Origin of the sequence: Nocardioides sp. zg-1308 (assembly GCF_013155375.1) — a bacterium.
In the GTDB taxonomy this organism is placed as follows: domain Bacteria; phylum Actinomycetota; class Actinomycetes; order Propionibacteriales; family Nocardioidaceae; genus Nocardioides; species Nocardioides renjunii.
Genome location: NZ_JABJQY010000002.1, coordinates 1,612,268 through 1,633,817, shown reverse-complemented (window position 1 = coordinate 1,633,817; position 21,550 = coordinate 1,612,268). Strand labels below are relative to the sequence as shown.

Annotated in this window: 20 protein-coding genes and 1 riboswitch; of the genes, 8 read left to right on the top strand and 12 right to left on the bottom strand. The window is 73.5% G+C overall.

All coding sequences use genetic code 11. The features are described from left to right. The first annotated feature begins 41 nt into the window (after window positions 1-41). Window positions 42-578 carry an inorganic diphosphatase gene (locus HN031_RS09595; protein ID WP_172271541.1) on the top strand — a complete coding sequence of 179 codons (537 nt, stop codon included), beginning with the start codon at window positions 42-44 and terminating at the stop codon, window positions 576-578. A 52-nt stretch (window positions 579-630) separates the two neighbouring features. Here the strand turns inward: HN031_RS09595 and lon are convergent, their stop codons facing one another. From lon to HN031_RS09580, 3 genes are all read right to left on the bottom strand, one after another. Further along, window positions 631-3,015 (bottom strand): endopeptidase La, encoded by a 2,385-nt coding sequence (gene lon, locus HN031_RS09590; protein ID WP_172269367.1) that lies wholly within the window; start codon window positions 3,013-3,015, stop codon window positions 631-633. 72 nt (window positions 3,016-3,087) lie between these two features. Further along, window positions 3,088-3,966: an RNA polymerase sigma-70 factor gene (locus HN031_RS09585; protein WP_367650713.1), complete on the bottom strand. Its 879-nt coding sequence runs from the start codon at window positions 3,964-3,966 to the stop codon at window positions 3,088-3,090. Further along, entirely contained in the window at window positions 3,963-4,544 is a 582-nt protein-coding gene (locus HN031_RS09580) for a carboxymuconolactone decarboxylase family protein (RefSeq protein ID WP_172269365.1), read from the bottom strand. Before HN031_RS09580 ends, HN031_RS09585 begins: the two co-directional genes overlap by 4 nt. A gap of 93 nt (window positions 4,545-4,637) precedes the next feature. On the opposite strand from HN031_RS09580, the gene HN031_RS09575 reads away from it, so the two are divergent. Then, window positions 4,638-5,351, top strand: a complete 714-nt coding sequence (locus tag HN031_RS09575; RefSeq protein WP_216652096.1) for a DUF72 domain-containing protein — start codon at window positions 4,638-4,640, stop codon at window positions 5,349-5,351. Window positions 5,352-5,373: 22 nt separating this feature from the next. Here HN031_RS09575 and HN031_RS09570 read toward each other — a convergent pair whose 3' ends face one another. The 3 genes from HN031_RS09570 to HN031_RS09560 form a co-directional block, all read right to left on the bottom strand. After that, window positions 5,374-5,748: an alpha/beta hydrolase gene (locus HN031_RS09570; RefSeq protein ID WP_172269363.1), complete on the bottom strand. Its 375-nt coding sequence runs from the start codon at window positions 5,746-5,748 to the stop codon at window positions 5,374-5,376. 196 nt (window positions 5,749-5,944) lie between these two features. Continuing rightward, complete coding sequence (locus HN031_RS09565) at window positions 5,945-6,616, bottom strand: methyltransferase domain-containing protein (protein WP_172269361.1); 672 nt, start codon at window positions 6,614-6,616, stop codon at window positions 5,945-5,947. Further along, a complete protein-coding gene (locus tag HN031_RS09560) occupies window positions 6,613-8,667 on the bottom strand; it encodes an acyl-CoA dehydrogenase (RefSeq protein ID WP_253943045.1) in 2,055 nt (684 codons plus the stop codon). The genes HN031_RS09565 and HN031_RS09560 overlap by 4 nt, the downstream gene beginning before the upstream one ends. A 36-nt stretch (window positions 8,668-8,703) precedes the next feature. Between HN031_RS09560 and HN031_RS09555 the strand changes: the two genes are divergently transcribed. Continuing rightward, on the top strand, window positions 8,704-9,579 hold the full coding sequence (locus HN031_RS09555; protein ID WP_172269359.1) for a sulfotransferase domain-containing protein: 876 nt from the start codon (window positions 8,704-8,706) through the stop codon (window positions 9,577-9,579). Between the two features lie 129 nt (window positions 9,580-9,708). Here HN031_RS09555 and HN031_RS21490 read toward each other — a convergent pair whose 3' ends face one another. After that, complete coding sequence (locus HN031_RS21490) at window positions 9,709-11,238, bottom strand: C40 family peptidase (RefSeq protein ID WP_172269357.1); 1,530 nt, start codon at window positions 11,236-11,238, stop codon at window positions 9,709-9,711. A 345-nt stretch (window positions 11,239-11,583) separates the two neighbouring features. Here HN031_RS21490 and HN031_RS09545 point away from each other — a divergent pair, with 345 nt between their 5' ends. Continuing rightward, complete coding sequence (locus HN031_RS09545) at window positions 11,584-12,555, top strand: hypothetical protein (protein WP_172269355.1); 972 nt, start codon at window positions 11,584-11,586, stop codon at window positions 12,553-12,555. A 118-nt stretch (window positions 12,556-12,673) separates the two neighbouring features. On the opposite strand, the gene HN031_RS09540 is transcribed toward HN031_RS09545, so the two are convergent. The 4 genes from HN031_RS09540 to HN031_RS09525 form a co-directional block, all read right to left on the bottom strand. Further along, window positions 12,674-13,720, bottom strand: coding sequence for a phosphatase PAP2 family protein (locus tag HN031_RS09540; RefSeq protein ID WP_322425120.1), 1,047 nt, complete (start codon window positions 13,718-13,720; stop codon window positions 12,674-12,676). 5 nt (window positions 13,721-13,725) lie between these two features. Then, window positions 13,726-14,745, bottom strand: coding sequence for an ABC transporter ATP-binding protein (locus HN031_RS09535; protein ID WP_172269353.1), 1,020 nt, complete (start codon window positions 14,743-14,745; stop codon window positions 13,726-13,728). After that, window positions 14,745-16,379 (bottom strand): iron ABC transporter permease, encoded by a 1,635-nt coding sequence (locus HN031_RS09530; protein ID WP_172269351.1) that lies wholly within the window; start codon window positions 16,377-16,379, stop codon window positions 14,745-14,747. Before HN031_RS09530 ends, HN031_RS09535 begins: the two co-directional genes overlap by 1 nt. A 10-nt stretch (window positions 16,380-16,389) precedes the next feature. After that, window positions 16,390-17,472, bottom strand: a complete 1,083-nt coding sequence (locus HN031_RS09525; RefSeq protein ID WP_172269349.1) for a thiamine ABC transporter substrate binding subunit — start codon at window positions 17,470-17,472, stop codon at window positions 16,390-16,392. Continuing rightward, a riboswitch (TPP riboswitch) is annotated at window positions 17,463-17,572 on the bottom strand. Its footprint overlaps the gene before it by 10 nt. 76 nt (window positions 17,573-17,648) lie before the next feature. On the opposite strand from HN031_RS09525, the gene HN031_RS09520 reads away from it, so the two are divergent. Both HN031_RS09520 and HN031_RS09515 read left to right on the top strand, forming a co-directional pair. Beyond that, window positions 17,649-18,548: an alpha/beta hydrolase gene (locus HN031_RS09520; RefSeq protein WP_172269347.1), complete on the top strand. Its 900-nt coding sequence runs from the start codon at window positions 17,649-17,651 to the stop codon at window positions 18,546-18,548. Continuing rightward, window positions 18,545-18,982: a GNAT family N-acetyltransferase gene (locus HN031_RS09515; protein ID WP_172269345.1), complete on the top strand. Its 438-nt coding sequence runs from the start codon at window positions 18,545-18,547 to the stop codon at window positions 18,980-18,982. The genes HN031_RS09520 and HN031_RS09515 overlap by 4 nt, the downstream gene beginning before the upstream one ends. Here HN031_RS09515 and HN031_RS09510 read toward each other — a convergent pair. Continuing rightward, the gene (locus tag HN031_RS09510; RefSeq protein ID WP_172269343.1) at window positions 18,948-20,093 is read right to left on the bottom strand and encodes an aldehyde dehydrogenase family protein; all 1,146 of its coding nucleotides are present in this window, start codon (window positions 20,091-20,093) and stop codon (window positions 18,948-18,950) included. The two genes, HN031_RS09515 and HN031_RS09510, sit on opposite strands and share 35 nt — an antisense overlap. Before the next feature lie 64 nt (window positions 20,094-20,157). Here HN031_RS09510 and HN031_RS09505 point away from each other — a divergent pair, with 64 nt between their 5' ends. Both HN031_RS09505 and HN031_RS09500 read left to right on the top strand, forming a co-directional pair. Next, the gene (locus tag HN031_RS09505; RefSeq protein ID WP_172269341.1) at window positions 20,158-20,901 is read left to right on the top strand and encodes a helical backbone metal receptor; all 744 of its coding nucleotides are present in this window, start codon (window positions 20,158-20,160) and stop codon (window positions 20,899-20,901) included. 26 nt (window positions 20,902-20,927) lie between these two features. Next, window positions 20,928-21,416, top strand: coding sequence for a MarR family winged helix-turn-helix transcriptional regulator (locus HN031_RS09500; protein ID WP_172269339.1), 489 nt, complete (start codon window positions 20,928-20,930; stop codon window positions 21,414-21,416). The last annotated feature ends 134 nt before the right edge of the window (window positions 21,417-21,550 follow it).

Genomic DNA, 21,550 nt, shown 5'->3' with positions numbered 1-21,550 from the left:
GACCGGCCCGACGACGTGCCGGAGAGGGCGAGGAAGACGTGCTGACGTTCGACGTGCTGGTGGAGATCCCCAAGGGGGAGCGCAACAAGTACGAGGTCGACCACGAGACCGGGCGCATCCGCCTGGACCGCATGCTCTTCACCTCGACGGCCTACCCGGCCGACTACGGCTTCATCGAGAACACCCTCGGCCAGGACGGCGACCCGCTCGACGCGCTCGTGATCCTGCAGCAGCCCACGTTCCCCGGCTGCCTGATCGAGTGCCGTGCCATCGGCATGTTCCGGATGACCGACGAGGCCGGCGGCGACGACAAGGTGCTGTGCGTGCCCGCGCACGACCCGCGCCTCGAGCACCTGCGCGACATCAACCACGTCTCCAAGTACGACCGCCTCGAGATCCAGCACTTCTTCGAGGTCTACAAGGACCTCGAGCCCGGCAAGTCCGTCGAGGGGGCCGACTGGGTCGGCCGCGTCGAGGCCGAGGAGGAGGTCCACGCCTCCTTCGAGCGCTTCAAGACCGAGGGCCACGGCAACGACCTCGACAACATCGCCGACGACAGCCTCGGCGAGGACGCCTGACCCAGGACCGAGCGGTCCCGGGTCGGGCGACCCGGCGTCAGACGACCCGGCGTCAGGCTGCGGTGCTCGCGCCGTACGCCGTCCCGGCCGCGTCGCGGGCCGGCTCGAGCGCCTCGGCGAGGATCTCCGTGACCCGCCCGACCGGGCGCACGTCGAGCGCGCTGAGCAGCTCGGCCGGCACGTCGTCGAGGTCGGCGCGGTTGCGCTCGGGCACGTAGACCGTCGTCAGGCCGGCCCGCTGGGCGGCGAGCAGCTTCTGCTTCACGCCGCCGATCGGCAGCACACGTCCCGAGAGCGTCACCTCACCGGTCATGCCCACCTCGGACCGCACGGGGCGGCCGGTCAGCAGCGACACCAGCGCGGTCACCATCGTGACGCCCGCGGACGGGCCGTCCTTGGGGATCGCGCCCGCCGGGAAGTGGACGTGGATGTCCCGCTCGAGGGCGGCCGGCTCGATGCCGAGCTCCACCGCGTGGGCGCGCACCCACGACAGCGCGATCGACGCCGACTCCTTCATCACGTCACCGAGCTGGCCGGTCACGGTCAGGCCCGCCTTGCCCTCGGCGACCGACGTCTCGACGTAGAGCACGTCACCGCCCAGGCCGGTCACGGCCAGCCCGGTCGCGACGCCGGGCACGTCCGTGCGCTCGTGGCTGTCCGGCATGAAGCGCGGCCGGCCGACCAGGCCGGCGAGGGCGTCGCGGTCGACGTCGACCCGGTCCACCTCCCCCGTCGCCAGTCGCGTCGCCGCCTTGCGGAACGCCTTGGCCAGCAGCCGCTCGAGCTGGCGGACACCGGCCTCGCGGGTGTAGTTGGCGGCGAGCTCGCCGAGGGCGTCGTCCGACACGGTGACCTCGTCGGCCGTGAGCGCGGCCCGCTCCAGCTGCCGGGGCACGAGGAAGTCGCGCGCGATGGCGATCTTGTCGTCCTCGGTGTAGCCGTCGAGGGTGACCAGCTCCATCCGGTCCAGCAGCGCCGACGGGATCTGCTCCACGACGTTGGCGGTGGCCACGAAGAGCACGTCGGACAGGTCGAGGTCGAGCTCGAGGTAGTGGTCGCGGAACGTGTGGTTCTGCGCCGGGTCGAGCACCTCGAGCAGGGCGGCGGCCGGGTCGCCGCGGTGGTCAGCGCCGACCTTGTCGACCTCGTCGAGGAGGACGACCGGGTTCATCGAGCCGGCCTCCTTCATGGCGCGCACGATGCGGCCCGGGAGCGCGCCGACGTACGTGCGCCGGTGCCCGCGGACCTCCGCCTCGTCGCGGACGCCGCCGAGCGCGACGCGGACGAACTTCCGGCCCAGGGCGCGGGCGACCGACTCTCCCAGCGAGGTCTTGCCGACCCCGGGAGGGCCGGCGAGGAGGATCACCGCGCCGGAGCCGCGGCCGCCGACGACCTCCAGGCCGCGCTCGGCCCGGCGGGCGCGCACGGCGAGGTACTCGGTGATGCGCTCCTTGACCTCGTCGAGGCCGTGGTGGTCGGCGTCGAGCACCGCGCGGGCGGCGACGACGTCGTGGGAGTCCTCGGTGCGCACGGCCCAGGGCAGCTCCAGGACGGTGTCGAGCCAGGTGCGGATCCACCCGGCCTCGGGGTTCTGCTCGCTCGCGCGCTCCAGCTTGTCGACCTCGCGCAGCGCCGCCTCGCGGACGTGCTCGGGCAGGTCGGCGGCCTCGACGCGGGCGCGGTAGTCGTCGGAGCCGTCCGGCTCCCCCTCGCCGAGCTCCTTGCGGATGGCCGCGAGCTGCTGGCGCAGCAGGAACTCGCGCTGGTTCTGCTCGAGCCCCTCGCGGACGTCCTGGCTGATCTTGTCGTTGACCTCGTCCTCCGCGTCGTACGCGCGGGTCCACTCGACCAGCGTGCGCAGCCGCTCCCCCACGTCGGGGGTCTCGAGCACCTGGCGCTTCTGGTCCTCGGAGAGGTACGGCGCGTAGCCGGAGGTGTCGGCGAGCGCGTCGGGGTCGCTGATGCGGCGGACGTTGTCGATGACCTGCCACGCCTCGCGGCGCTCGAGGATCGACACGACGAGCGTGCGGTAGTCCTCGGCGAGCTCGCGGAGCTCGTCGGTGACGGGGGTCGCCGGGACCGCCTCGGCCTCGACCCACAGCGCCGCGCCCGGACCGGTGACTCCGGCACCGATGGCGACGCGGCGCTCCGCACGCAGCACCGCGGCGGGCCGGCCGCCGGCGAACCGGCCGACCCGGTCGACGACGGCGACGACGCCGTGCGTGGCGTAGCGGTCCTCGAGGCGGGGGGCGACCAGCACCCGGGTCGGCTCGGAGTCCGTGTCGGAGTCCGTGTCGGATCCGGTCTGGGAGTGGGCCAGGCGGGCGGCGTCGATCGCGGCGCGCGCGGAGTCGTCGAGCTCGATGGGCACGACCATGCCGGGCAGCACGACCGTGTCGTGGAGGAACACCACAGGGAGGGACAGGTTCTGCGTCATGTGGGTGGAACGTCCGCCACGGCGACGCCGATTCCGGTCGGGGTTCCGCTCAGCGCGAACGCCCGGGCGAGGTCACTGCCGGGCGAGGTCGACCTCCTCGAGCACCGACCCGAGCTTGTCGGGGTTGCGCACCAGGAACAGCCGCGTCACCACGCCGTCCTCGACGAGCATCGTCCCCACGCCGTCGCGGTGCCCGGCGATGACGAACTGGATGGCCGGCGAGCCGTTGAGCCACACCGGCACCAGCTCGAGCGTCTCCGGCGTCACGGCGGTCAGGAAGCGCAGCACCTTGTCGCGCCCGAAGATCGGGTTGAGCGCGGCCTGCACCTTGCCGCCGCCGTCGGTCATCAGCACCACGTCGGGCGCCAGCACGTCCATGAGCGACTGGAGGTCGCCGGTCTCGGTGGCGGCCCGGAACCGCTCGATCACCGCGTCGCGCTCGGCCGCGGTGACCGACGCCCGCGGCCGGCGCTCGGCCACGTGCGCGCGGGCGCGGCTGGCGATCTGGCGCACCGCCGGCTCCGACTTCTCGACGGCCTCGGCGATCTCGGCGTACGGCACGTCGAAGACCTCACGCAGCACGAACACCGCGCGCTCGGTCGGCGGGAGGGTCTCCAGCACCAGCAGCATCGCGGTCGAGACGCTGTCGGCGAGCTCGACGTCCTGGGCGACGTCGGGGGTGGTGAGCACCGGCTCGGGCAGCCACGTCCCGACGTAGTCCTCGCGGCGCCGCGACAGCGTGCGCAGCCGGTTGAGGGAGAGCCGGGTGGTCATCCGCACGAGGTAGGCGCGCGGCTCGCGCACCTCCTCGACGGCCACGTCGGCCCACCGCAGCCAGACCTCCTGGAGCACGTCCTCGGCGTCGGCGGCGGAGCCGAGCATCTCGTAGGAGACGGTGAAGAGGAGGTTGCGGTGCCGGGCCCAGTGCCCGAGGGGATCGCTCGTGCTCACGTGGCGATCGTGCCAGCCTGGGCGAGCGGCAGCTCGCAGACGTCGCTGAAGCCCTGCGACGCGAGCCCCATCGCCGAGTTGAACCGCGACCGCTCGTTCTCGACGGCGACCATCATGGTCAGCTCGACGACCGCGGCGTGGCCCAGCCGGTCGTCGAGGGCGGCCACCATCTCGTCGGTGACCTCCGGCGGCGTCACGGTCATCGCCTCGGCGTAGGCCATCACGTCGCGCTCGAGGTCGGTGAAGACCTCCGACTCCCGCCAGCGCGGCACCTCGCGGACCTTGGCCTCGTCGAGGCCCTTGGTGTGCGAGATGAAGTAGCCGAAGTCGAGGCACCACGAGCAGCCGATCACGGCAGCGCTGGCCATCTCCGCGTACGCCTTGAGGTGCGGGTCGAGCGCCGTCCACTTCCCGATCTTCTGCTCGAAGCCGAAGACCGCCTTCATCACCGGCTTGTTGTGCCACAGGACGTAGGCGTTGTCGGGGACCTGGCCCCACATCCGCTTCGCGACGCGGGTCATCAGGGCGCCGTAGGCCCCGTCGATCGTGGCCCGGGGGATCCGGAACTGGCTGGGCATGTCATCACTCCATCTGCGACGTGGTGGGTCGGACGACATGGAGACACCGGCCGGCTCCGGGTTGTGACAGGTCGGAGGCGGCAGACTGGGGAGGTGGACGTACGGGTCGGGTTGTGCGGCTGGACGGTGTCGCAGGCGTCGTACGCACGCCGCTTCCCCGTGGTGGAGGTCCAGCACACGTTCTACGAGCCACCGGCGGACGCCGTGCTGCACCGGTGGCGCGCGCAGGTGCCTCCCGGGTTCGAGTTCACCCTCAAGGCGTGGCAGGTCGTCACGCACGAGTCCGGCAGCCCGACCTACCGGCGCCTGAAGCGACCGCTCCCGGAGAGCGCCCGCGGGCAGGTCGGTGCGTTCCGGACCACTCCTCCGGTCCTCGCCGGCTGGCAGCGGACGCTCGAGTGCGCCCGGCTGCTGCGCGCGACCGCGGTGCTGCTGCAGTGCCCGCGGAGCTTCCGCCCGACGGTCGACAACGTCCGCCGGCTGCGTGCGTTCGTGTCGCAGGTGGACCGCCCGGCCGGTCGGCTGCTGTGGGAGCCGCGCGGCGAGTGGCCCACCGAGCTGCTCGTCGAGCTGTGCACCGAGCTGGACCTGGTCCACGTCGTCGATCCGATGCAGGCCGAGACGGTGACGCCGGAGCAGACCTACTACCGGCTGCACGGCACCACGGGCGCGCGGCACGTCCACACCGACGACGAGCTGCGCCGCGTGAGGGACCTGGTCGACGGGCGGCCGATGCCCTACGTCATGTTCAACAACATGCCGCGTGTCGGCGACGCCGAGCGCTTCCTCACCCTCCTCGGTCACTGACCCCGCTGGTCGAGGCGGCCCCTCAGGTCGCGCGCAGGAAGGCGTCCACCGCGCGGGCCACCTCGAGGTGGACCTCGGCGGTGCGGACCGCGTCGGGGGTGCCCATGCCGTGGTCGGCGTCGATCACCTCGAGCACGTGACAGCCGGCGTCGGCGAGCTCGCGAGCCACCGCGGCGTCCCAGAGCTCGTCGGCCGGTCCCCCGACGAGGAGCTGGCGTCCGGCGTTCGCAGCGATGCCCTCGGCCACCACGGGCTCGACGAGGAGCGGCGTGAACCAGATCGCGTCGAGCCCGCGCTCGGCGGCGTACGACGCGGCGCGGGTGCCGAGCGACTTGCCGACCACCAGCACCTGGTCGGCGTCCTCCGCGGCGTGCGCGGCCTCGACGTGCCGGCGCACCCACGCGTCGGGGTCCTCGTCGCCGCGGCTCGTGGAGTCCCACCAGATCTGCTGGACGGTGAACCCGTGCTGCAGCAGGGCGATGCGGGCGAAGTCGAGGAGCGGCGCGCTGGGCGGGTAGGCCCGGCCGGGCGCGACCAGCGCGACCCCGCGGCTCCGCTCCGGCGGCTCCCACCGGGTCGGGAGGCCCCGAAGGTCATGCCGGGCCGGCCTTCACGGCCCGGAAGTAGCCGAGCGCGCCGTGGAGCGCGAGCTCGACCTGGGCGCACCCGGCCTCGCGCAGCCACGTGCGGGCCTCGTCGGAGGTGCACATGGGGCCGAGGATCCCGGCGCGGCCGGCCACGCGGCGCAGCGGCTCGTAGCGCGCGCCGGTGTCGGTGAAGATCGAGCTGCCGGTGATCACCCCGCCGGGTGCCAGGACCCGCACCATCTCGACGACCGCGCGGTGCGGGTCGGGGAAGCAGTGCAGGCCGGTGAAGGTCGCGACCAGGTCGAAGGTGGCGTCGGCGAACGGGAGGTCTCCCACGTCCGCCAGGGTCGTCCGCACCTGGTCGGCGACGCCGAGGCGGTCGGCGGTGTCGCTCGCCCGCCGGAGCATGGTGGCGGAGATGTCGGCCGCCACGACGTCGAGGCCCTGGCCGGGCCGGACGCCGCGCAGCGCCACCCCGGAGCCGGTGGGGACGTCGAGCACCCGCGAGCCCGCGGGCAGGTTGCCGAGCTCGGCCGCCGCGTCGTGCAGCAGCGCGAGGTCGCTGCCGGTGCCGGCCCGCCAGGCGGCGCCGCCGACGCGCTCGTGCTCGACGAGCCAGGGGTAGACGTAGGACCACAGCGGGTCCTCGCTCCAGCCGCCCAGCCCGGGGAGCCTCACGCCAGCAGCTCCTCGGACCGGAGGACCTGCTCGGGCACCCCGAACGCGTCGACCAGGTCGACGGCGAGCGGCCGGAGCTTGCGGCAGAGGGCGTTGACCTCGCGGCTGATCGCCTTGGACCGGGTGCTGGACAGGCGGCCGTGCTCCATGAACCAGGCGCGGTCGGCCTCGATGGTGCTCAGCGCGTGGAGGTCGCAGAGCAGGTTGAGGGCCACCTTGAGGTCGCCGTCGGGGAGGGCCGCGGTCCTCGCCACGAAGGCCTCGAGCACCAGCCGCTCGGTGTGGGCGCGGGCGGCGGCGATGACGTGGTCCTGCACGCGGGAGAACACCGCGCCCGGGTCGGCGCCCTGGTCGACGCCGCGCTTGAGCCGCCGGGCGACGCCGCCGATCATGTGCTCCTCGCGGAAGCGCAGCATGGCGAGCTGGTAGTTGGGGTCGAGGAGCCCCGCCTCCTGGTCCCACGTGTCGCCGCCGGGCAGCAGGTCGCGGACCGACTGGACGAGCTTGTGCACCGCGGTCCGCTCGACGACGGTGTCCACCGCGAGGCCGGCCACGAACCGGGCCATCCCGAGCTGGTCCATGTCCTCGAACTCACCGGCGTAGTCGGTGAGCAGGCCCTTGGCGACGAGCTGCAGCAGCACGTGGTTGTCGCCCTCGAAGGTGGTGAAGACGTCGGTGTCGGCCTTGAGGGCCGCGAAGCGGTTCTTGCTGATGTAGCCGGCCCCACCGCAGGCCTCGCGACACTCCTGGATGGTGCGGGTCGCGTGCCACGTCCCGAGCGCCTTGGTGCCCGCGGCGCGGGACTCCAGCATCCGGCGGGCGTGCTCGTCACTGCCCGGCTCGATCGGACCGGGGCCGGAGAACACGTCGTGCAGCTGCCCGGCGACGACCTCCTGCGCGAAGTGGAGGGCGTACGTCCGGGCGAGGAGCGGCAGGAGGCGCCGCTGGTGCATGCCGTAGTCGAGGAGGACCTGCTCCTCACCGGAGGCGGTGGTCTCGAACTGGCGACGGCGCACGGCGTAGCGGGTGGCGATGGTCAGCGCGACCTTGGCCGCGTTGATGCCGGCGCCGCCGACGCAGACGCGGCCCTGCACGAGGGTGCCGAGCATGGTGAAGAACCGCTTGTTGGCGTTGTCGATCGGTGAGAGGTAGCGACCCTCCGGCGTGACCTCGGCGAACTGGTTGAGCAGGGCGGTGCGCGGCACGCGCACGTGGTCGAACCAGAGGCGGCCGTTGTCGACGCCGTTGAGCCCCATCTTGGGTCCGCAGTCCTCGACGCGCACGCCGTCGAGGACCCGACCGTCCTCGCGGATCGGGACCACGAAGGCGTGCACGCCGTGCCGCTCGCCGCCGACCTCGAGCTGGGCGAAGACGACGGCGAGCTCGGCGTGGGCGCCGGCGTTGCCGATGTAGTCCTTGCGGCTCTCGTCGTCGGGGGTGGTGATGACGAACTCCTCGGCCTCGACGTCGTACGTCGCGACGGTGCCGAGGGCCTGGACGTTGGAGCCGTGCCCGGTCTCGGTCATCGCGAAGCAGCCCATCGTGCGGCCGCTGACGAGGTCGGCGAGGTGGGCGTCGTGGTGCGCCCTGGTGCCGAGCTGGAGGATCGCGCCGCCGAAGAGGCCGAACTGCACGCCGACCTTCACCAGCACCGACAGGTCGCCGTAGGCGAGGGTCTCGAAGGCCGCGACCGACGCGCCGATGTCGCCGCCGCCGCCGTACTCCTCGGGGAAGCCCATGCCGGTCTGGCCGGTGCCGGCCATGGTCACCACCACGTCCCTGACGCGCTCGCGGAAGTCGGCGGTGCACAGCTGCTCCTCGTCGAGCAGGATCTGCGCGTGCTCGACCAGGTTGGCCCGCACCAGGTCGCGGACCTCGCGGTAGCGGCCGTCGAGCACCGCCCGCAGCGCGTCGACGTCGACCTCCGGCTGGCGGTAGCCCCTGTCGGTGGCGTGGACGGCGTCGTCCTCCACCCGCTCGATCGCGGGCGCCTCCGGCTCGACGGCGGGCATCTCGTCGGGGACCTGGTCGGTGGCCGTCTCGGCAGGCATGGCTCCCAAGGTAGCCATGCCGGTAGGTTCACCGCGATGAACGTGTCGGATGCCACCCCTCCGGGCGACGACCCGGGGACGATGGCCTACAACTTCGCGGTCGTCGGCGTGCAGAAGGGCGGCACGTCGACACTCGCGGTCACCCTCAACCAGCACCGGCTGGTGTGCCAGGCGCCTGACAAGGAGCGGCACTACTTCGACGACGAGACCGTCGACTGGTCGGCGCCGGACTACGCCCGCGACTACACCGCGCCGCGGCGCGCGCCGGTCCATCGCCTGCTCGGTGACGCCAGCCCCACCTACCTCTACTGGCCGCGCGCGCTCGAACGGATGCGCGCCTACAAGCCGGACATGCCGCTGGTCGCGGTGTTCCGCGACCCGCTCGAGCGGCTGTTCTCGCACTGGGTGATGCTGCGCTCGCGCAACCTCGCCTGGCCCGACTGGCCCGACTTCCTCACCGAGTGGCCGCACACCTCGCTGCCCGACGCGGTGCCCGACGACGTCCGCACCATGCGGTGGCGGCACATGACCGGCCTCGCGCGGGGGTTCTACGGCGAGCAGCTGCAGCGCGGCTTCGAGCTCTTCGACCGCCAGCAGTGGCTGCTGCTCGAGCTGCGCGAGATGCTCGGCGACTTCGAGGCGACCATCCACCGCACCACCGACTTCCTCGACCTGCCGCGCTTCGAGCGCGTGCCGCCGCTGAAGAACTGGCACGCCGGGGCCGAGCAGGTCCCCGGCACGGCCCCGACCGCCGACGACCTCGCCCGGGTCGCGGAGGTCTACGCCAAGGACCTCGCCCTCTTCGAGGAGCTCTCCGGGATCGACACCTCGGCCTGGCCGACCCGGCTGGTGCTGGACGGGGAGCTGGACCCCGCCGAGCTGGCGGTGCGGTTCGGGCGGAAGGTGCGCTGAGCCGGAGGTGGGTCTGGGGGGCTTGCCTGCTTGCCTGCTCCCTCGGCGGTCCCCGGATATCCGGTGACCACCGTGCTCACAGGTAGAGATCTCGACCTATAAGCACGGAACTCGGGTGCACAGTGCCCGCTACGGGCGGGCGAAGAAGTTGGGCGCGCGCCAGTAGTACATCGACTCCTGGCTGACGTTGCGACCGGTGCGCGGCGCGTGGATGATCTGGCCGTCGCCGATGTAGATCGCCACGTGGTAGATCGAGCTCGGGTTGCTCGACGAGCCCCAGAACACGAGGTCGCCCGGCGCGAGCTGGCTGGCGGCGATGCGGGTCGACTGGGTGTACTGCGCGACCGAGTAGTGCGGCAGCGTCTTGCCCGCGCGGGCCCACGCCGCGGAGGTGAGGCCCGAGCAGTCCCAGGAGTCGGGACCCGCGGCGCCGTAGCGGTACGGCTTGCCGATCTGCGACCGCGCGAAGGCGATCGCCGCGGACGCGTCACCCGCGGCCGGGACCGGGGTGGCCGTCGGCGTCGGCGTGGGGACCGGCGCCGGTGTCGCGGTGGGCGTCGGCGTCGCGGTGGGCGTCGGGGTCGGCGTCGCGGTCGGCGTGGGCGTCGGGGTCGGCGTCGCGGTCGGCGTGGGCGTCGCGCTCGGTGTCGGAGTGGGGGTCGGGGTCGGCGCTTGCGTCGGGGTCGGAGTGACCGTCGGGACGGGCGTCGGAATGGGGGTCGGCGTCGCGCTAGGCGTCGGCGTCGGCGTCGGCGTCGGGTTCACCGCCGGAGTAGGCGTCGGCGTGACCGTGGGCGTCGGCTGCTCCTCCTGCTCCTGCTGCGCGGCCAGCGCTTCGGCCTCGGCCTGCGCCGCCTCGGCGGCGGCCTCGGCGGCGGCCTCCTCGAGCGCGGACTGCCGGCGCTCGGCCAGGCGTACGCTGACGCCCTGCAGCTCGGCCAGCTCGGCGATGAGCGCGGTCTTGGTGGCGGCGATCGACTCGGCCTGCGCACCGGCATCGGCTTCGGCCGCGGCGGCGGCTGCGTTGGCCTGCTCGGCCTCGAGCTCTGCGGCCGCGGCGCGCTCGGCGGCCCGTGTCGCCGTCGCGGAGGTGACCTCGGCGACGGCCGAGGCGGCGATGAAGGCGTCGTACTGGTCGTCGAGAGCGTCGGAGGTGTTGCCCATCGTGACCGTCGTGTCGATGAGCGACTCAATGCCGTCGGCCTCGACCATCGCAGCGAGGCCTTGGACCTGCGAGGCCTCCTCGTAGGAGCGCACGACCGTGTCGGCGTACAGCTCGCGCTGGGCGTCCACGTCCTCGCGGGCCGACGTCGCCGCCGCGTCCGCAGCGCGGGCGTCCTGCCGTGCCTGCTCGGCCCGCCAGCGGGCGCCGTTGTAGGCCTCGGCGGCCTGGGCGGCGGCGTCGCCGGCCGACTCGAGCGAGAGGTTGGCGCGGATCAGGTCGGCCTGCACGTCCGCCACGTCGCGGCCCTTGTCGGCGGCGTCCTGCTCGGCGGCGTCGACGTCGGAGCGGCTGGGCGCGGCGTCCTCGGACGTGTTCTCGGCGAAGGCGACGCCGTGGCCGCCGAGCGCGAGTCCGACGACCAGCACGCCCGCGGTCGCCCAGCGTGACGTCGTACGACGCGGCGCAGGCGTCGGGTCGAGCGGTGCGAACGGCACGGGTTCCCCTCAAGGGTCTCGGGACCGTGCGGCTTCCCCACCGCACGGGCAACTTCCGGCACGCTAGTCAACTTTCGTCACACTGGGAACTCTTTCCCCAACTATTTCACCTTCGTGCGGCGTGTCCGCTTGACGAATGACATCACTGCGATTTTGAACCACACCGATGTCATTCCGGTGGGCGGTCACCGGATATCCGGTGACCGCCGGGGTTACAGGTGGAGATCTCGACCTCGAAGCACGGAACTCGGGCGCAAAGCTCGGGCCGACCGAGGCCGAGCCCGCGTTGTCCACAGATCTCTCCGAGGCTGCGTAGCCGGCTCCGGCGACGGGCAGTCACCCCTGGTGATGAGACCACCGACCCCGCCTCCGACCGCCCGTGACCTGACCGGGCTCGTCCACCTCCGCCGCGACCTCCTCGCGAGCGGGATGAGCGACACCCACATCGACTGCCTCGTCCGCACGAAGGTCCTCCGCCGCATCCGGTACGGCGCCTACGTGACCGCCGACGTCTGGGAGTCCTGCTCTTCCGAGGACCGGCACCGCCTCCTGGCAAGGGCCGTCCTGGCGCGTGCGCACGAGGCGACTGTCCTGACGCACGCCACGTCGGTCGTCGAGCGCGGCGTGCCCGTGTGGGGGTTCCCGCTCGACGTCGTGCACACCACTCGTGAGCACCCGGAGCGGGCCGGCAGGCGCCAGCAGGACTGGGTGCCGCACCGCGGCGTCCTGACGCCGGACGACGTCGAGGTGGTCAACGGCGTGCTGGTGAGCAGCGCTGCGCGGTCGGCGTTCGAGGTCACCACGGTCGCCGGCGTGGAGGCCGCGCTGGTCGTCGTGAACCGGCTGCTGCACGCCGGAGCGATGAGCCTCGAGGACTTCGCAGCGCAGGTCGAGGAGCACCGGTCGTGGCCGGGGAGCCTCACCGCCCACGTGGTCCTGCGCCTGGCCGACGGGCGGCTGGAGTCGGTGGGCGAGGACCGGTTCAGCCATGTCGCCTACCTCTACGGCCTGCCGCGGCCCGAGCCGCAGGTCGTGGTGCGCGACGAATGGGGCAACGTCGTGGCGCGCCTCGACTTCGCCTGGCCGGAGCTCGAGGTGTTCCTCGAGTTCGACGGCCGCGCCAAGTACGAGCGGCACCGGCTCCCGGGTGAGTCGCTCGACGAGTTCCTCATGCGCGAGAAGAAGCGCCAGGAGCTGGTCTGCCTGCTGACCGGGTGGGTGTGCCTGCGGGTCACGTGGGCCGACCTCGACCGGCCGGAGCTCCTGGCGACGCGCATCCGCAGGGTGCTGGCGGGCCGGGGCCTCAAGAGGGGCTGACCCGGGAGCTTCGCACCCGAGTTGCGTACTTCGAGGTGGAGATCTCTACCTGTAGGCGCGGTGGTCCCCGGATATCCGGGGACTCCAGACCCAAGAAGACCAACAGACCCCCGACCACCTACTCCACGTCGACCGGCACCTGGCTCGTCGTCGAGGTGGGATGGGAGGCCAAGCCCCGTCTGTCGAACTTCTGCCCGCTGGCGAGCCCCCCGAGCCAGAAGGCGAAGAGGGCGATGACGACCCCGGCGAGGTCGTCGGCGATGTAGTGCCAGCCGAAGTAGAGGGTCGCGACGACCGTGATCGCGAAGTTGGCCCAGAAGATGATGTGGAGGACCCGGTTGCGCAACGTGTACTGCACCATCAGCGCCACCAGCAGGGTGATCGCGACGTGCAGGGACGCGAAGCCGGCGACCGACTGCACGGCACCCTCCGCGCCGTCGCGGATCACGCCCTTGCGCCCGTAGAACAACGACTCCATCAGCGCGCTCGAGCCGGTGGCCGGCAGGTCGACGTAGAGGTAGGAGTACTGGAAGCCGGGGCCGAGGGTCGGCAGCGCGTAGTAGGACGCGGTGCCGAGCGACCACGCCAGGCACTGCGAGGTGGCGAACCAGTAGCCGAAGGTGATGTTGCGCGACCACACCAGCCAGGCGGCGAGCGCCAGCGGGACGAGCGGCAGGAACCACAGGTAGATCGTGGAGAGGAAGTGCGCCGAGATGCCGGTGCCGAAGATCGTGTGGAGGATCGTCGCGGGCTCGTGGCCGAACATCAGCGCCCGGTCCACCAGGTGCAGCTCACGGTCGTACTTGTCCTCGCCCATGATGAAGGGCAGGAAGGACTTGAGGTTCCGGTAGCAGACGTAGGTGATGTAGAAGCAGACCAGGCCGAGGACGACCAGCACGATCCGCTCGCGGTCCCAGTGGGTGCGGATCCGCTCGCGCACGATGTCGGGCATCAGCGCGGGCTTCATCTTCGAGGCGTAGAGCGTCCGCGGGAGCAGGTCGAGCAGGAAGGCGCCGAAGACCAGCAGCGGCAGCCGCAGCCACGACGGACCGAGGAACCCCTCCGGGTCGACGAGGGGCCGGTCGAGCACCAGCGCAGCGGTCACCGCCAGCACACCCATGGTGGCGGCGACTCCCACGAGCAGGGCATAGGCCGGTCTGTACACGGGCGTCAGTCTAGGGACGGGTCAACCCCCGTCCCGGTCGGCAGGACGGCGAGCCGTGTCACGTCCACGCCCAGCCGGACCCGGTCCCCCGGCGCGGCGCGGCTGCCCAGGGGCGCCACGGCGTCCACGGTGCCCACGCCGTCGGCGACCACGACGAGGCGCACCTGCTCCGGGGTCACCCGCGCCGACTCGACGGTCGCCTCCACGGGACCGGACGGGTCGAGCACGAGGGAGGAGCGGCGTACGGCGACCGCGGGCGCCGCCGGGAGCCCGCCCGCTGCCAGCACGCGGGCGGCCGCGTCGCCGCGCAGGACGCGGGCGTAGCCGAGGAAGAGGGCCGTCTCCTCGTCGACCGGCGCACGCCAGACCTCGTCGATCGCCCCGCCCTGCACGACCCGGCCGTCGCGCATCACCGCGAGCCGGTCGGCCAGCGCGAAGGCCTCCTCGTGGTCGTGGGTGACGAGGAGCGCGGTGGTGCCGGCGCTGCGGAGGATCTCGCGCAGGTCGCCCGCCAGCCGCTCGCGCAGCGTCTTGTCGAGCGCGGACAGCGGCTCGTCGAGCAGGATCAGGCGCGGCTCCACCGCCAGCGCGCGGGCGAGGGCGACCCGCTGGCGCTCCCCGCCGGAGAGGGTGCCGGGCAGCCGGTCGTCGTAGCCCGCGAGCCCGACCAGCGCCAGCAGCTCGCGCACCCGGGCCGCGACGCGCGCTGAGGGCGTACGTCGCAGCCGGAGGGCGTAGGCGACGTTGCGGGCGACGGTGAGGTGCGCGAAGAGCTGGCCGTCCTGGAACATCAGGGCGAAGCCGCGCTTGTGGGTCGGCGTGCCGCCGAGGTCCTCCCCCGCCCACGACATCGAGCCCGACGAGAGCGGCTCGAGCCCCGCGACCGCGCGCAGGAGCGTGGACTTGCCGCACCCCGACGGGCCGAGGACCGCCAGCACCTGGCCGGCGGCCAGGTCGAGCGAGACCCCGTCGACGGCGACGGTGTCGCCGTAGCGGACCGACACGTCGCGCAGCGAGAGCGCCATCAGAACGCCCCCACTCCGGGCACGCGCAGCCGCTCGACGGCGACCATCACCGCGGCGGTGGCGGCGGCCAGCACGACGGACGCCGCGAGCGCCATGCCGTAGTTCATCTCGCCGGGGTGCCCGATCAGCCGGAAGATCACGACCGGCAGGGTCGGTTCGTCGTCGCGGGCCAGGAACGACGTCGCGCCGAACTCGCCCAGCGACGCGGCGAAGGCGAAGCCGCTGGCCGCGAGCATCGGCTTCCAGACCACCGGCAGGTCCACGGTCAGCAGGGTGCGCCACGCGGACGCCCCCAGCGACGCGGCCGCCTGCCGCTGGCGGTCGTCGATGCCGCCGAGCACCGGCGTCAGGGTCCGGACGACGAGCGGCAGCGCGACCAGCGCCTGCGCCATCGGCACCAGCAGCGCGGAGTCGCGCAGGTCGAGCGGCGGCTGGTCGAGGGTGATGAGGAAGCCGAACCCCAGCGTCACGGCGCTGACCCCGAGCGGCAGCATGAAGAAGCCGTCGAGGGTGGAGCGGACGCGGCGCTCGGCGACCGAGTGCGAGCGGCGGGTGACGACGAGCGAGACGACGACGCCGACCAGCAGCGCCATCCACGTCGCGTCGACCGCGGTGCGGAGGCTGGTCACCAGCGCCGAGGTCACCGGCACCAGCAGCGCCTGGTTGTCGCCCGCGGTCGTCAGGGCGCGGTAGTTGTCGAGCCCCCAGCCGTCGCCGACGGTGAGCGACCCGGCCACCAGGGTGAGGATCGGCAGCAGCATCGCGCCGAGCACCAGCAGCGTCGCGACCACGACCGGGGCGTCACCGCGGCGTACGGCGCGTGCGGGGGTGGCCGTGCGGTGGGCCGTCGGGTCGGGCGTGGCGCGCAGCCGCGCGGCGAGGGCCAGGAGCCCGACCACGACGACGATCTGCAGCACCGACAGCGCCGCGGCGGCCTGGAGGTCGAAGATCGTCGTGGTCAGCAGGTAGATCTCGGTCTCGACCGTGGCGTAGCGGACGCCGCCGAGGGTCAGCACGATGCCGAACGCCGTCGCGCAGAAGAGGAAGACGATGCTCGCGGCGCCGACGATGGCCGGCCGCAGCGCCGGCAGCGTCACGGTGCGCAGCACCTGCCACGGCGAGGCGCCGAGGGCGGCCGCCGCCTGCCCCGGCCGGGGGTCGAGCGACTCCCACGCGACGCCGATCGTGCGCACGACCACCGCGACGTTGAAGAACACCAGCCCGCACACGATGGCAACCGGCGTCCCGTCGAGGTCGAGGAACCCCAGCGGTCCCCCCTCCCCCAGCAGCTGGCGGAACGCAACGCCCACCACGACCGTGGGCAGCACGAACGGGACGAGGAAGGCGGCCCGGACCGCGGCCCGTCCCGGCAGCGCGAGGCGGTGCAGGGCGTACGCCGCCGGGAGCCCGAGCACGACGGAGAAGAGGGTCGCGGCGCCCGACGTCCACACGGTGAACCACGCGACGCGGTGCACGCGCGGTCGCGCCAGGACCTCGAGCACGGCGCCCGGGGCGAAGCGTCCGTCGACGAAGAAGCCCTCGGCGACCATGCCGGTGACCGGGAGGACGAAGAGCACGCCGAGCACGAGCACCGGCCCGGCGGCGAGCAGCAGGAGACCGGCGATGCGTCTCATGGGGTGCGGTTCATCGGGAGACGACGTCGGTCCACTCGGTCAGCCACTGCTCGCGGTTGGCCGCGATCTCCTCCGGGGAGACCTCGTAGGGCTCGGTGGGCTGGGGCGCGAACCGGGCCCAGTCGTCGGGGACCGTCGCCCCCGGCATGACCGGGAAGACGTACATCGACTCCGGCAGCGCGCTCTGCACCTCGTCGGAGAGCATCCAGTCGACCAGCGCCGCGGCGCCGTCGGGGTTGTCCGCACCGGCCAGCACGCCGGCGTACTCCACCTGCCGGAAGCAGGTGTCGAGCAGCGCCTCGGTGGTGGTCCGGCCACCCTCGACGGTGAAGGCCGGCGAGGAGTCGTAGGACACCACGACGGGGCGGGTGCCGGTCTCGGACGCGGCGGTGAAGTCGCCGTAGTAGGCGTCCTCCCAGCCGTCGACCACCTTGGCGCCGTTGGCGAGCAGGTCGGTCCAGTAGTCGCGCCAGCCGTCGCCGTGCTCGGCGACCGTGGCCAGGAAGAAAGCCATGCCGGGGCTGCTCGTGGAGGCGCCCGGCGTCACGAACAGGTCGGCGTAGGCCGGGTCGGTGAGGTCGGCCAGCGTGCGCGGCGGCTCGATGCCCTCCCGCTCGAACCAGGCGGTGTCGACGTTGACGCACACGCTCGCCGAGTCGACCGGCACCAGGCGGTCGCCGCCCTCGGCGAGGGCGTACTCCTCGGGCGGGGTGGTCGTCGTGGTGACCTCGGCGAACGCACCCTCGCCGAGCGGACGAGACGCGAAGGTGTTGTCGATGCCGAACGCCGCGTCGGCGATCGGGTTGTCGGCCGTGAGGCTCAGCTTGGTGGCGAGCGTGCCCGCGTCGCCGGCTGCCCGCACCTCCAGCGAGTAGCCCGTCTCCTCCTCGAAGGCCCGCACCAGCTTCTGGGGGAGGGCGAACGACTCGTGCGTGGCGAGGACGACGGTGCCGCCCGCCTGCGTGGCGCCGGAGGACGCCGACTCGGTGGCGCTCGGGGCCTCGTCCCCCCCACCGCCGGCGAGGCTGCAGGCCGTGAGGGCGGACGCGGTCAGGGCCGTCACGAGGGCAGCGCGGACTCGTACGTGCAACATGGTGGACTCCCTATCGCCGGTGCTAACCGGATCAGGTTCGTAGGGTCTGCGGCTGTCCCGCACTCTCAGCACGCCCGCGCGTGCTCCCCTGTCTTGTGGCACCACCCTAGCCGCGGCCACCCACACCCCCGCCCGCCCCTCCGCCCGCACCGCGGCCCGCCACCTACGCTGCCTCCATGCCGAGCACCCGACACGACCTGCTGGCCCGCGCCATCCCGCGCCTGCGCCGCGCCGGCGACCTCGACACCGAGCCCGCCGAGCGGGCCCGCGTCGAGGCGCGGCACCGCACCCAGGACCGGTCGCTGCCGGTCCGGGCCACCCCGGGCTTCGCGAAGCGGTGGGAGGTGTCCGTGGAGGACCTCGGGTTCCCCTCCTACGTCCTCACGCCGCGCGACCGGCCCGTGCGCCGCACGCTGCACTACCTCCACGGCGGCGCCTTCATGGCACCGATCGACGCCTTCCACGTCCGCTACGCCACCCGGCTCGCCGACGCGATCGGGGCCAGGGTCGTGCTCCCCGACTATCCGCTCGCTCCCGAGCACACGTGGGCCGACTCCCACGACGCCCTGGTCGCGGACGCCGCGCGCTGGAGCGGCCAGGAGGGCGGTGCGGTGCTGGCCGGGGACTCCGCGGGCGGCGGGCTCGCCCTCGCCGTCGCGATGTCGGTGCGCGACCGGGGCCTGCCGGCCGCGAGCCACCTGGTCCTGCACGCACCCTGGGTCGACCTCACCACCTCCACGCCGGAGACGCGCGAGGCGGACCTCGTCGACCCGTGGCTCTTCTACACCAAGCTCGAGGCGTACGCCGGCTGGTGGGCGGGCTCGGCCGAGGACCTCGGCCGCCCGGAGGTCTCGCCGGCGCTCGGGGACCTGTCGGGGCTGCCGAGGGCCCTGATGCTCTACGGCACCCGCGACCTCCTGCACCCCGGCTGCCGGCTGCTCGCCAAGCGGGCCGCCGACGCCGGCTGGGACCTGACCTCGATCGAGGAGCCGGACCTCATCCACGTCTACGGGCTGCTGCCGCTCATCCCCGAGTCGCGGCGCGCGTTCGACCAGGTCGTGGAGTTCCTGCGATGAGCACCCGGGTGCTCACCACGACCGTCGACGAGCTCCCCGCGCGGACGGCGTACGACGTGTGGCGGCTGCGGCAGCAGGTGTTCGTGGTCGAGCAGGACTGCCCCTACCCCGACCTCGACGGGCGCGACCTCGAGCCGACGACCCGCCACGTCGTCCTGCTGGAGGACGACGAGGTGGTCGGCACGCTGCGCGTGCTCGACGACGGCGACGCGATGCGGATCGGTCGCGTGGTGGTGGCACCGGCGGCGCGCGGGCGCGGGCTGGCGGCACTGCTGATGGACGAGGCGATGCGCCTGTGCGGCGACCGCGCGGTGCGGCTGGACGCCCAGACCGGGCTGACCGCCTTCTACGCGGGCTACGGCTTCGAGGTGACCGGGCCCGAGTTCGACGAGGACGGCATCATGCACGTGCCGATGAGTCGGGCACGACCATGAGCACCGGGCCGAGCACCTCCTCGCGCACCAGCCGCGAGCCCGGCTCCACCCCGCCGATGACGGTCGGCGCGACCCACCAGCCGCCGTCGCGGTCGAGGACGTGGCCGCCGAGCGCCACGTCGGCGCCCTCGGACCTGGCCAGCGCGACGTAGCGCAGCACCCGGTCGCGGGCCACCGGCGAGCGGAGCGGCCCGCAGCGGGTGGCCGGGTCGGTCGGGTCACCGACCGCGACCTCCTCCATGGCCCCGAGCGCCGCGCGGAGCGCGTCGGTGTAGCGGTGGGTGGGCACGACGACGCTCGCCGGGAGCCGGCAGCCCTGCCCGGCGTTGGCCACCAGCTCGACGGCGGCGGCCCGCACCACGGCGTCGAGGTCGTCGTCGTCCGCGACCCGGACCGACCGTGCCCCACCGACGTCGAGTCGTACGCGCTTGCCGGCGCCACCGGCCGTCGCCCCGACCCGCTCGCCGACGACCGCCGACCCGGTGAAGGACACCTCGTCGACCCGGCGGTCGCGGGTGAGGGCGATCGCCACGTCGACGTCGCGGGTGGTGACCACGTTGAGGACGCCGCGCGGCACGACGTCCAGCGCGATGCGGCCGAGCTCGAGAGCCGCGGAGGCCGCCTCGGGCGCGGGCTTGAGCACGACGGTGCCGCCGGCGAGCAGCACGCGGCCGACCTCCTCGATCGCCACTGCCAGCGGCGACGTGGCCGGGGTGAGCACGAGCGTCACGCCTGCGTCCTGCTCGGGGTCCGGCACCACCTCGTGGCCCATCGCGGCGATCGGCGCGTCGACGTGCGCCTCCCGCAGGGCGACCGGGACGCCGGTCTCGGCGGCGAGCAGCAGGGCGAGGTCGTCGGCCCGTGCGGCCAGCGCCTCGCGCAGCTCGGTGACGGCGTCCACGCGCAGCGCGGTGTCGGTGCTCCACGTCGTCGCGTGCCGGGCCCGCCACGCCGCCTCGGCCGCGGCGTGCGCGTCGGTGACGCCGGCGTCGGGGACGTCCCAGAGCCGCTCGCCGGTCGCGGGGTCGCGGGCAGGGAAGCTCCACCCGTCGGCGGTGGCCCGCTCCGCGCCGTCGACCGGCAGCCCCGACGACCGGGCGTGCTTGCTCATGGGACAACTCCATCACGCCGGGCTCGGCGCGCCGAGCACCCCTCCGGTGTCCTAGGTTCGACCCGTGCGCGACGACCTGGGAGCTGATGTCCCGCTCGGCGCGCCCGCGAGCCGCGTCGTCTCGCTCGTCCCGTCGCTGACCGAGGCGCTGGCCGCCTCGGCGCCCGACCGGCTGGTCGGCGCCACCGAGTGGTGCACCCACCCGGCGGACCTCGAGGTGGCGCGGGTGCGCGGCACCAAGAACCCCGACCTCGCCGCCGTCCGCGCCCTCTCCCCCGACCTCGTCGTGGCCAACATGGAGGAGAACCGCGAGCTCGACGTACGCCGCCTGCGCGACGCCGGCGTCGCCGTGCGGGTCACCCGGATCGAGACCGTCGAGGACGCGCTGGGCTCGATGTCGCGCCTGTTCGCCGAGGCCCTCGACCTCGCGGATCCCGGCTGGCTCGTCGAGGCGCGCGACCTCTGGTCCTCCCCGGCGCCGGCGCGGCTGCGGGTCGCGGTGCCGATCTGGCGTGACCCGTGGATGGTCGTGGGGTCGCCGACCTACACCGACGACCTGCTCACCCGGGCCGGGCTGGTCAACGTGCTGGCCGGCCGCGACGGGCGCTATCCGCCGGTCACGCCGGCGGACATCGACGGCGCCGGCGCGGACGTCGTGCTGCTGCCGGACGAGCCGTACGTCTTCACCGCCGACGACGGTCCGGAGGCGCTGGCCACCCCGACCCGGCTCGTCTCGGGGCGGCTGCTGACCTGGTACGGCCCGGCGATGGTCGAGGCGCACGCGGTGCTCACCGCGCTGCACCGGTGACGCCGGCCCATCGCTAACCTCCAGCCATGACCCGCGACCCGATCGGCGAGGCCCACCGCCAGTGGGTCGCCCACGGCTGGCGCGACGCCGCCGACGGGATGGCGATGGTGACCTCGGTCGTGCGGGCCCAGCAGCTGCTGATGGAGCGGATCGACGCGGTGCTCCGCCCGCGCGGGCTGACCTTCGCCCGCTACGAGGTGCTGCGGCTGCTGTCCTTCGCCCGTGGCACGGCCATGCCGATGTCGCGCCTGGGGTCGCTGCTGCAGGTCCACCCGACCAGCGTCACCAGCGCCGTGGACCGGCTGGTGGCGCAGGGCTACGTCGAGCGCGTGCGCAGCGACGAGGACAAGCGCGTCGTACGCGCCGTGCTCACCGAGGCCGGCCGGCAGGCCGTCGAGGACGCGACCGCCGCCCTCAACGGCGAGGTCTTCGAGCGGCCCGGGCTGCCCGGGGGCGACGTGCGGGAGCTGACCGACCGGCTGACCTCGCTCCGGACGGGGCTCGGCGACCTCTGAGGGGGTCGGGGTGGGCTGCGGCGGCCAGCTCGGCGGTCCCCGGATATCCGGGGACCACCGGCCTTACAGGTAGAGATCTCCACCTCGAAGCACGCAACTCGGGTGCAAAGCACCCCCGCCCTTGTGACTTCCGA